We start from the raw sequence: 9,872 nt of genomic DNA, 5'->3' as shown, positions 1-9,872 counted from the left end.
GGGGAACCGGGACGGCGTGCGGGGCGCGCGCCGCGGCGGGCTCCTCGTCCGCGCCGAGGAGCATCTCCCGGAGCTGCTGCTGCGGGAGGGCGGCACGCTCGCCGAGATCGTCGCGGCCCGGCGGCTCGCCCCGCTGGAGGAGGCGGGGCCGCGGCAGGGCCTGCGGCTCGCGGTGACGCTGCTGGAGTGCATGAAGCACGGCTTCAACGCCACGGGCGCCGCCGAGGTCTTGTGCGTGCACCCGCAGACGGTCCGCTACCGGCTGGCGCAACTCCACGGCATGTTCGGGTTCGACATCGAGGACCCGGCGATCCGGCTGGAGATGATGCTGCTCCTGCACACCTGGATCGAGCGGCACGGCACCTGAAACCCAGCTGCGCCTGATGTCCCGCTGCGCCTGATACACCGCCTCATACCCCGTACCGGATACGGCGCCATTCCCGCGTCACTTCCCCCGCCCGGTTCCGCGCCCGGCGCGTCCGCGCGTCATGCCGGGGCCCGGTTTCCGCTACGGTCGGGGACGCCGCGCAGGCGAGGGGAAGGAACACCGAGTACACATGGCCGAGAAGGTCATTAGGGTGGACGACATCGACGGCTCCGAAGGGGCCGATGTCGCAAAGCGGGACTTCGAAGTCCTGGACCGCACGTTCACGATCGACTTGAGCGATGACAACTTCAAGCGGCTGAACGAGATGCTGGACGCGTTGGCGCCCTTCATCGAGAACGCGGCCGAGGTGAAGCCCGCGGGGAAGGGACGCAAGTCCCGCACCGCGAAGATCAAGGGCTACACGAACGGAGATGTCCGGGCGTGGGCATTGCGAAGTAACATCGAAGTCTCTGAACGTGGCAAGATATCGGATGAGGTCTATGCTGCATTCATCGAGGCACATCCGGACGCCAAGCCGGACGCATAGCTAGAGGGAGTCCCCGCATGGCACAGAAGGTCGAAGTCCTTCTCGTGGACGACATCGACGGAGGCGAGGCCGACGAGACCGTCAGCTTTTCCATCGATGGCACCAGTTACGAGATCGACCTGAGCAAGAAGAACGCCGCCAAGCTGCGCGACGGCCTTGAGCCGTTCGTGGCCGGCGCGCGGAAGGCGCGCAAGCCCGCCGCACGCGGCGGCCGCACCGCGCGTACCGCGGGCAGCCGGGAGCGCTCCGCGGAGATTCGCGAGTGGGCGAAGAGCCGCGGCATCAAGGTCAATGAGCGGGGCCGTATCCCCGCCAATGTGATCGAGCAGTACGAGGCCGCGCACTAGCGGTCCTCCGCGTGGCCGGCGGCGTTCGGCACGGTGCAAGGGGCCGGGGTGCGGAATTCTCCGCACCCCGGCCCCTTGCGGTGCGCAGGCGGGCAAATCGACTTTTCGGCGCGGCATTCCCCGGACCCCCGATCCCGCCGTGACGTCCGCCACGGAACGCCCCCGGCCACGGGGAGAATGCCGGAAATGCTAGGAGACAACACAATAGGCCGGTTCCCGGGGAACGGCCGAGGGGGCAGACCGTTGAGACGCGCGACGCGATGGGACCGGGTCCGCTACTGGTTCGACAGGACCATGTCGAAGGGGACGCCCGCGCTCATCGGCTGGCTCGGCCTGGCGTCGGCGGGGCTGGTGCTCGTGGTGGCCACCGCGGCGGTCGTCATCGCGCCGCGCGACAGCGCCGACAACGGGGCGTGGCCCGGCCTGGTCTGGCGCAGCCTGCTGCGCACCCTGGACCCGGGCACCATGGGCGACGACACCGGCACCGGCCCGTTCCTGGCGCTGATGCTCATCGCCACGATCGGCGGGATCTTCATCGTCAGCTCGCTGATCGGCGTGATCACCACCGGCCTGGAAGGCAAGATCGCCGAACTGCGCAAGGGCCGGTCGCGGATCGTCGAGCACGGGCACACCGTGCTGCTCGGCTGGTCCGAGCAGGTCTTCACCGTGGTCGCCGAGCTGGTCGAGGCGAACCAGAGCAAGCGCAGGTCGTGCGTCGCGATCCTCGCCAACCGCGACAAGGTCGAGATGGAGGACGCGATCCGCGACCGGGTCGGCGACCTCGGCCGCACCCGCATCGTGTGCCGCACCGGCGACCCGCTGAAGGTCGCCGACGTCGAGCTGGTCAGCCCCGGCTCCGCCCGCTCCATCCTGATCGTCACGCCGGAGACCGCGGACGCCGACACCCGGGTCATCAAGGTGCTGCTGTCGCTCGGCTCCCGGGCCTGGGGGCGGCACCGCCCGCACGTCGTCGCCGCGGTGCACGACTCGGCGAACCTGCCCGCGGCCCGGCTCGCGGGCGGGGAGAGCGCGCACGTGATCGACGCCGACGACATGGCGATCCGGCTCATCGTGCAGTCGCACCGGCAGTCGGGCCTGTCGCAGGTCTGCACCGACCTGCTCGACTTCGCCGGCCACGAGTTCTACATGCGCCGCGAGCCCGCCCTGGACGGGGTGACGTTCGGCGACGCGCTGGCCGCCTACGAGCTCGGCATCCCCTCGGGGCTGCGGCGCGCCGACGGGACCGTCCTGCTCAACCCGCCGATGGACACCGTGATCCGCGGCGACGACGAGGTCATCGTGCTGGCCGAGGACGACCTGATGATCAAGCTCGCGTCGGCGTCCGCGCCCGCCCCGCCGGTCCGGGAGTCGGTGATCACCACGGCGGTGCCGCGGCCGCCGGTGCCCGAGCGCACCCTGCTGCTCGGCTGGAACCACCGCGCCCCGCGGATCATCGAGCTGCTGGACGGGTTCCTCGCCCCGGGGTCGGCGCTGACGGTCGCGGCCCCGCGGGAGGACCCGACCGCGCTGCTGCGCCCGCGCGAGAACCTCGCGGTCGACTTCGTCCGGGCCGAGCCGACCGAGCGGCCATCCCTGGAGTCCCTCGACATCGGCTCCTACCAGCACATCGTCGTGCTGTCCGAGGAGGGCGTCGAGCACGAGCACGCCGACGCCCGCACGCTGGTCACGCTGCTGCACCTGCGCGACATGGAGGACGCCCTGGGCGACCCGTTCTCCATCGTCAGCGAGATCAACGACGACGCCAACCGGGAGATCGCGCAGGTCACCAAGGCCGACGACTTCGTGGTCAGCGAGAAGCTGATCAGCCTGATGCTGACCCAGCTCAGCGAGAACCGCTACCTGTACGACGTGTTCGTCGACCTGCTCGACCCGGCCGGGTCGGAGATCTACCTCAAGCCCGCCTGCGACTACCTCGCGCCGGGCGAGGAGGCCGACTTCGCGACGCTCATCGAGTCGGCGCGGCGGCGCGGGGAGGTCGCGCTCGGCTACCGGCGGACCGAGCTCTTCCACGAGCCGCCCGGCTACGGGGTGGTCCTCAACCCCGACCGGCGGGCGCCGCTGACGCTGGCGGCCGACGACCGCGTCATCGTCCTCGCCGAAGACTGACGAGAACGTTGACTTGCGGCGTGTTGCCCTTATGAGCACGTCCATAAGGGCAACACGCCGCAAGTCAACGAGGATCGGCCTCGGTGAGGGTGGGTGTTCAGCCTTGGAGCTCTGCCCATACCTCGCGGTCGCGGTCGGCCGTCCAGATCCGGGGGCGTTCGACGCCATCCAGCTCGTCCCACAGGCGGGAGACGTCGAACGGCAGGCAGTGCTCGAAGATCGGCCAGCGGCCGTAGGCGGGCGCCAGCGCGGCGTGCACGGCGGCGAAGGCGTCCTTGAGGGTGCCGCCGGCGTCCCGGACGCGGCCGGTCTCGCGGATCATCGTCTCCAGGAAGTCGCGGGTCTGCCCGATGGCGGCGCCGACGGCCCCGCGGCCGTGCGCGACGGCGCCGCGCCCGCCGACGAGGGTCTCGGCGCCGAACGAGTGGACGTGGTCGAGCGTCCGGGACGCCCACTCGCGGTGGAACGCGTCCCCGGTGTAGAGGGCGGCCTGCGTCTCGACGAGGTCGCCGGCGAACAGGATCCGGTGCCGGGGCAGCCACGCCACGATGTCGCCCTCGGTGTGGCCGCGCCCGCAGTACGCGAGGTCCAGGTCGCCGCGGTCGCCGCCGAGGTCGATGGTCAGCGTGCTGGAGAACGTCACCGAGGGCCAGGTGAGGCCGGGGATGCCGTCCGGGTCCTTGAAGAGCCGCGGCATCCGGGCGAGCTCCGACTCCCAGTCCTGCTTGCCGCGTTCGGCGATCAGCGACCGGGTCAGGTCGTGCGCGACGACCACCGGGGCGCCGAACGCGCTCGCGCCCAGCGTCCGGACGGCGTGGTAATGCGACAGGACCAGGTACCGGATCGGCTTGTCGGTGTGCGCGCGCAGGACGGCCAGCCAGTCGCGGGCGGCCGCGGGCGTGGCGAGCGCCTCGAAGCACACGAGGAAGTCCTCGCCCTCGACCGCGCCGATGTTCGGGTCCCCCTCGGCGGTGAGCGCGTAGACTCCGTCGGCCAGGATCTCCAGGGTCTGCGTCTTGCCGCCCAGGTCTGCGGACGACGCGAACGGCTTGGGCATCGGCGCCCCCTCGCACTCGTGCACGTCCAGGGTTCATTCCACCCGTAGCGGTCGATAACCGTCCGGCATACGGGGAAGGGGGCCTCGGCGGGGTAAGAGGATCTTGGACGTGACGGGCAGTGGAGGGAGGGCCGGGTGACCGCCGCGCTCGGGCTGCTGGCCATCCTGCTGCTGACCGTCGCGACCGGGTACTTCGTCGCGCAGGAATTCGCGTACGTCACCGCCGACCGGCCCGCCCTGGAGCAGCGCGCGGCGGAGGGCGACCGGGCGGCGGCGCGGGCGCTGCGGGTGATGGGCCGGCTGTCGTTCATGCTGTCGGGCGCGCAGCTCGGCATCACCGTCACCGCCCTGGTGGTGGGCTTCATCGCCAAGCCGGCGCTGGCCGACCTGATCGCCCCGGCGCTCGGCGCGGCCGGGGTGCCGGACGCGGCGACCGGAAGCGTGGCGGTGGCGCTCGGGTTCGCCCTGGCCACGGTGGTCCAGATGCTGCTCGGCGAGCTGTTCCCCAAGAACCTGGCGCTGGCCCGGGCGGAGAGCCTGGCGCGGGCGCTGGCCGCGTCCACCCTCGTCTACCTGGCGGTGGCGGGGCCGCTGATCCGGCTGTTCGACGCGTCCGCGAACCGGCTCGTCCGGGCGGCGGGCATCGAGCCGGTGGAGGAGCTGCACCACGGCGCGACGCTGGAGGAGCTCGGCCGCATGATCGGCGAGTCCGGCGAGCGGTTCGAGGAGGGCCACGCCGACCTGCTGGAGCGGGCGCTGTCGTTCGCCGAGCTGGACGCGGAAGAGGTGATGATCCCGCGCGTCGACGTGGTGACGGTGCCCGCGTCGGCGTCCGCCGACGAGCTGACCGACGTCATCGCCGCGAGCGGGCACTCGCGCTACCCCGTCGTCGGCGCGGGCGTCGACGACCTCGTCGGGGTCGTCGGGCTGGAGGAGCTGATCCTGCTCGACCCGGACGACATCGCGCGCACCGAGGTCCGCGAGATCGCGCAGGCGCCGCTGCTGCTGCCGTCCTCGCTGCCGCTGCCGGACGTGGTGCGGCGGCTGGAGGAGGCCGGCGCGCCGATCGCCTGCGTGGTGGACGAGTACGGCGGCTTCGCCGGGATCGTCACCTGGGAGGACGTCACCGAGGAGCTGGTCGGGGAGATCGCCGACGAGAACGAGCCCGACGACGACCTCGCGATCCGCACCGGCGACTGGTGGACGACCGACGCCGGGCTGCGGATGGACGAGGTCGCCCACGAGACCGGCATCGAGCTGCCCGACGGCGACTACGAGACCGTCGCGGGCCTGCTGCTGAAGCGGCTCGGCCGGGTCGCCGAGCCCGGCGACGTCGTCACCATCGACCTTCCCCCGACGCGCCTGGACGAGCCGCCCCGCACCGCAGTGGTGGAGGTCCTGACGATCCACCGGCACGTGCCGGAGCTGATCCGCATCCGCACCGTGGAGGAGGACCGGTGAGCCCCGTCCTCGGCGCCGTCGTCACCCTGGCGCTCCTGATCGGCAACGGGTTCTTCGTCGCGACCGAATTCGCCCTGGTGGCCGCCCGGCGGCCGCGCCTGGAGCGGGCCGCCGCGCGCGGCGGGCGGGCCGCGTCCGCCGCGATCGCCGGGATCGACGAGCTGTCGCTGACCCTCGCGGGGGCGCAGCTCGGCATCACGATGTGCTCGCTCGGCCTCGGCCTGGTGTCCGAGCCGGTGTTCGCCGCGACGCTCACGCCGCCGATTCACGCCCTCGGGCTGCCGGAGGGCGCGGCGCACGCGGTCGCGTTCGTCCTCGCGCTCGCCCTGGTGACGTTCCTGCACATGGTCGTCGGCGAGATGGCGCCCAAGTCGTGGGCGATCACGTACCCGGAGCGCTCGGCGACCGTGCTGGCGCTGCCGTTCCGCGCGTTCGTCACCGCGGCCCGCCCGCTGCTGGCGGTCCTGAACGGCTCGACGAACCTGCTGCTGCGCGCGATCGGCGTCCAGCCGGCCGACTCGCAGGAGGTGGCGCGCACCCCGGAGCAGCTGCGCAGCATCGCGGAGGAGTCCCGGCGGCTCGGGCTCATCGAGGACACCGAGCTGACGCTGCTCACCACCGCGCTGGACGCGCCGCGCGCCCCGCTGGCGGGGCTGGTCGTCCCGGTCGCGGAGATCGTGGCCGTCGCCCCGTCGGCGACCCCGCAGGAGATCATCGACACGGCGGCCGCCACCGGCCGGCTCCGGATGATGCTGCGGGGTTCCGGGCGGCAGGCCGCCCGCATGGTGCACGTCCGCGACGCCTACCTGGCCCGCGCGCGCGGGCTCGACACGACGGCGCGCGGCCTGTCGCATCCGGTGCCGGCGATCCCGGTGGGAACGCCGGTCGGCGAGGCGGTCGCGACGCTGAAGACGCACCACAGCCACCTCGCCCTGGCGGTGGCCGCGGACGGCGGCACCGCCGGCATGATCACCCTGGACGACCTCCTCACCACCCTGGTCAACGTCCACTGAATCCCACCCGGCGTCAACATCGGTTGACGTGGCCGCGCGCCTGGCGGCGCAGGCGGGGGCGGACGTGCGCGAGGTCCGCGCCCGGCTGGAGCGGCTGCTGCCCGCCGAGGCGGCCTGATCAGCCGCCGAAGGCCCGGGTGAGGGCCGCGGCGCAGGTCGCTCTGCGGTGCGGGTCGTCCGGGTAGCGGCGGCGGCACTCGGCGGCGATCCAGGACGGCACGGCGGGGCGCGCGGGCGGCGCCGCCGACGGTCGCGGCGCCGGTGCGGGACGGGGCGGGCGCGGCCGGTACGTGCGCGAGGGGACGGCCTGCCCGCGGCGGGACGGCGCCTTCCGCGTCACCGGGCGGCTCGCGGACGCCACGTCCCCCGGCCCGGTGTCCTCCGGAGCGGGCACCGCCTCGCCGCGCGTGGCAGAGGACCGGGCCGGCGCTGACGAAGGCGGAGCCGAGCTCGGTGCCGCCGAAGAGGGCTCCGCGCCTGGCGGCGTCGTGCGGGCCGGCGCGGCGATCACCCAGTAACCGGCGCCGAGAGCCAGGCTCACACCCAACGCGATCCCCGCGAGAAGCCGGCGCCGCCGAGCGGGCGGCCGGGGCTCGGCGCGAGTGAATCCGGCGGGCGGGAGATCGGAGGAGAGACGCACCCTCCGATCGTTACGCTAAGCACCTGCACGGCCACGGACGATCAGAAAGACCGTTGCCACCTCGATACACCGGCTTTTATTCGGCCGGCGCGACCGTGAACCGGCGAAGGGCCAGCGCCGGGTTCTTCTCGCGGACAGCGGCGACGCGCTCCGGCGAGACCTCCCCCGCCACGACGCCCGGGGCCTCCCCCAGCCCGGCCGTGACCACGCCCATCGGGTCGACGAGCATGCTGTTCCCGGCCCCCATCGGGGCGCACTGCCCGGCCGCGGCCACGTAGATCGTGTTCTCGATGGCGCGGGCGCGGGCCAGCGTCCGCCAGTGGTCCTCCTTCAGCGGCCCCGGCACCCAGGCCGCAGGGAGGGCGAGCACGTCCGCGCCGGCGTCCACGATCCGCCGCGTCACCTCGGGGAAGCGGACGTCGTAGCAGGTCTGCATGCCGAACGTGACGCCCTCGACCGTGAACGTCTGCGGGTCGGCGATCTCCCCTGGCCGGACCAGCGCCGACTCCCGGTACCCGAACGCGTCGTACAGATGGATCTTGCGGTACTCGGCCACGAAGTCCCCGCCGGGCCCAGCGGCGACGAGGGTGTTGGAGATGCGTCGTCGGTCGTCCAGCCGCTCGTTCATCCCGGCGATGACGTGCACGCCGTGCCGGCGGGCGATGTCCTTGAGTCCCCCGGCGAACGGGCCGTCGAGCGGCTCGGCGGAGTCGGCGAACCGCTCGTCCAGCTTCGGGGCGGTGAACATGGCGAACTCGGGGAACACGACCACCTGCGCCCCGCGCCCGGCCGCCTCCCCCGCCAGCTTGCCGATCGCCGCCAGGTTCTCGTCCTTGTCGACCCCGGGCGCGAACTGCGCCACCGCGACCTGCACCATGCCCGTGCTCCCTTCCCTACAGACGATCGACGCCGGTCACGCGGATCACGGCCTCGCCCTCCTGGTCCGAACCCGCCAGGTCGACCTCGGCGCTGATCCCCCAGTCGTGGTGCCCCTCCGGGTCGTCGAACACCTGCCGGACGCGCCACAGCGCGTCCTCGGGGACCTCCTCGATCTGCAGGAGCTTCGGGCCCCGGGCGTCCGGTCCGGTGAGCAGCTCGTCGTGCTCGGCGAAGTACCCGTCCATCGCCTCGGCCCACGCGCCGGCGCCGAAGTCGGGGTCGAGCTCGCCCAGCTCGCGGTACTTCTCCAGCGCCGCGAGCTCCACCCGGCGGAACATCGCGTTGCGGACCAGCACCCGGAACGCCCGCGCGTTCGCGGTCACCTTCGTGACCCGCTCCTGGATCGGCTCGTCCACGTCCTCCTCGGACGGGTTGGCGAGCTGCTCCCACTCGTCCAGGAGGCTGGAGTCGACCTGCCGGACCAGCTCCCCCAGCCACTCGATGAGGTCGATCAGGTCATCGGTCTTGATCGACTCCGGGACGGTCTGCTGCAGCGCCTTGTACGCCCCCGACAGGTAGCGCAGGACGAGGCCCTCCGCCCTGGCCAGCTCGTAGAACCCGATGTACTCGGTGAACGTCATCGCCCGCTCGTACATGTCCCGCACGACCGACTTCGGGCGCAGCGGATGGTCGCCCACCCACGGATGCCCGGACCGGTAGATCTCGTACGCGGCGTCGAGTTCGTCCTCCAGCGGCTTCGGGTAGTCGACGTCCTGGAGCAGCTCCATCCGCTCCTCGTACTCGATGCCCTCGGCCTTCATCTCCGCGACGGCCTCGCCCCGCGCCTTGTTCATCTGCGCCGCGAGGATCTGCCGGGGGTCGTCCAGCGTCGCCTCGATCACCGACAGGACGTCCAGCGCGTACGACGGGGACGCCGGATCGAGAATCTCGAACGTGGCCAGTGCGAACGTCGAGAGGGCCTGGTTGAGCGCGAAGTCCTCTTGGAGATCGACGGTGACCCGCGCGTAACGGCCCTTCTCGTCCGGTTCGGGTAGGACCTCCACGACGCCGCCCGCCAGCAGCGACCGGTAGATCGCGATGGCCCGCGAGATGTGCCGGCGCCGCGCCGCGGGCTCCTCGTGGTTGTCGGTCAGCAGCCGCTTCATCGCCTGGAACGCGTTGCCCGGACGCGCGATCACCGACAGCAGCATCGCGTGGCTGACCTGGAACCGCGACCGGAGCATCTCCGGCTCGGCCTCCTGCAGCTTCTTGAAGACGTCCTCGTCCCACCCGACGAACCCCTCAGGCGGCTTCTTCCGCTGCACCTTCCGCCGCTTCTTGGGGTCGTCCCCTGCCTTGGCCAGGGCCTTCTCGTTCTCCACCACGTGCTCGGGCGCCTGCGCGACGACGAACCCGACCGTGTCGAACCCGGCC

10 protein-coding genes are annotated in these 9,872 nt (G+C 72.3%); 6 read left to right on the top strand and 4 right to left on the bottom strand.

The window, feature by feature from the left end:
- From E1200_RS26650 to E1200_RS26635, 4 genes are all read left to right on the top strand, one after another.
- Positions 1-367, top strand: a 367-nt coding sequence (locus E1200_RS26650; RefSeq protein WP_131954824.1) for a PucR family transcriptional regulator, incomplete at its 5' end; no start/stop codon positions are given.
- 190 nt (positions 368-557) lie between these two features.
- On the top strand, positions 558-914 hold the full coding sequence (locus E1200_RS26645; protein WP_131954823.1) for an Lsr2 family protein: 357 nt from the start codon (positions 558-560) through the stop codon (positions 912-914).
- A 17-nt stretch (positions 915-931) separates the two neighbouring features.
- Complete coding sequence (locus E1200_RS26640) at positions 932-1,261, top strand: Lsr2 family protein (protein WP_131954822.1); 330 nt, start codon at positions 932-934, stop codon at positions 1,259-1,261.
- Positions 1,262-1,504: 243 nt separating this feature from the next.
- Positions 1,505-3,388: a potassium transporter TrkA gene (locus tag E1200_RS26635; RefSeq protein WP_347813245.1), complete on the top strand. Its 1,884-nt coding sequence runs from the start codon at positions 1,505-1,507 to the stop codon at positions 3,386-3,388.
- 97 nt (positions 3,389-3,485) lie between these two features.
- Here E1200_RS26635 and E1200_RS26630 read toward each other — a convergent pair whose 3' ends face one another.
- Complete coding sequence (locus E1200_RS26630) at positions 3,486-4,445, bottom strand: MBL fold metallo-hydrolase (RefSeq protein ID WP_131954820.1); 960 nt, start codon at positions 4,443-4,445, stop codon at positions 3,486-3,488.
- A gap of 135 nt (positions 4,446-4,580) precedes the next feature.
- On the opposite strand from E1200_RS26630, the gene E1200_RS26625 reads away from it, so the two are divergent.
- Together E1200_RS26625 and E1200_RS26620 are read left to right on the top strand one after the other, a co-directional pair.
- The gene (locus E1200_RS26625) at positions 4,581-5,906 is read left to right on the top strand and encodes a hemolysin family protein (protein WP_131954819.1); all 1,326 of its coding nucleotides are present in this window, start codon (positions 4,581-4,583) and stop codon (positions 5,904-5,906) included.
- On the top strand, positions 5,903-6,919 hold the full coding sequence (locus E1200_RS26620; protein WP_131954818.1) for a CNNM domain-containing protein: 1,017 nt from the start codon (positions 5,903-5,905) through the stop codon (positions 6,917-6,919). The genes E1200_RS26625 and E1200_RS26620 overlap by 4 nt, the downstream gene beginning before the upstream one ends.
- A gap of 118 nt (positions 6,920-7,037) precedes the next feature.
- On the opposite strand, the gene E1200_RS26615 is transcribed toward E1200_RS26620, so the two are convergent.
- From E1200_RS26615 to E1200_RS26605, 3 genes are all read right to left on the bottom strand, one after another.
- Complete coding sequence (locus E1200_RS26615; protein WP_131954817.1) at positions 7,038-7,313, bottom strand: hypothetical protein; 276 nt, start codon at positions 7,311-7,313, stop codon at positions 7,038-7,040.
- Positions 7,314-7,635: 322 nt separating this feature from the next.
- Entirely contained in the window at positions 7,636-8,436 is an 801-nt protein-coding gene (locus E1200_RS26610; RefSeq protein ID WP_131954816.1) for a carbon-nitrogen hydrolase family protein, read from the bottom strand.
- 16 nt (positions 8,437-8,452) lie between these two features.
- Positions 8,453-9,872: DUF3516 domain-containing protein (locus E1200_RS26605; RefSeq protein WP_131954815.1), on the bottom strand; the 1,420-nt coding region annotated here is incomplete at its 5' end.

This window comes from Actinomadura sp. GC306 (genome assembly GCF_004348665.1).
GTDB lineage: Bacteria > Actinomycetota > Actinomycetes > Streptosporangiales > Streptosporangiaceae > Spirillospora.
Note: the sequence above shows the minus strand (reverse complement) of the source record. Positions and strands in the feature narration are given on the sequence as shown.

Bases quoted from the DNA above. Each gene is read 5' to 3' on its own strand.
- E1200_RS26645 (WP_131954823.1), top strand. From the start codon at position 558: ATGGCCGAGAAGGTCATTAGGGTGGACGACATCGACGGCTCCGAAGGG.
- E1200_RS26640 (WP_131954822.1), top strand. From the start codon at position 932: ATGGCACAGAAGGTCGAAGTCCTTCTCGTGGACGACATCGACGGAGGC.
- E1200_RS26630 (WP_131954820.1), bottom strand. From the start codon at position 4,445: ATGCCCAAGCCGTTCGCGTCGTCCGCAGACCTGGGCGGCAAGACGCAG.
- E1200_RS26610 (WP_131954816.1), bottom strand. From the start codon at position 8,436: ATGGTGCAGGTCGCGGTGGCGCAGTTCGCGCCCGGGGTCGACAAGGAC.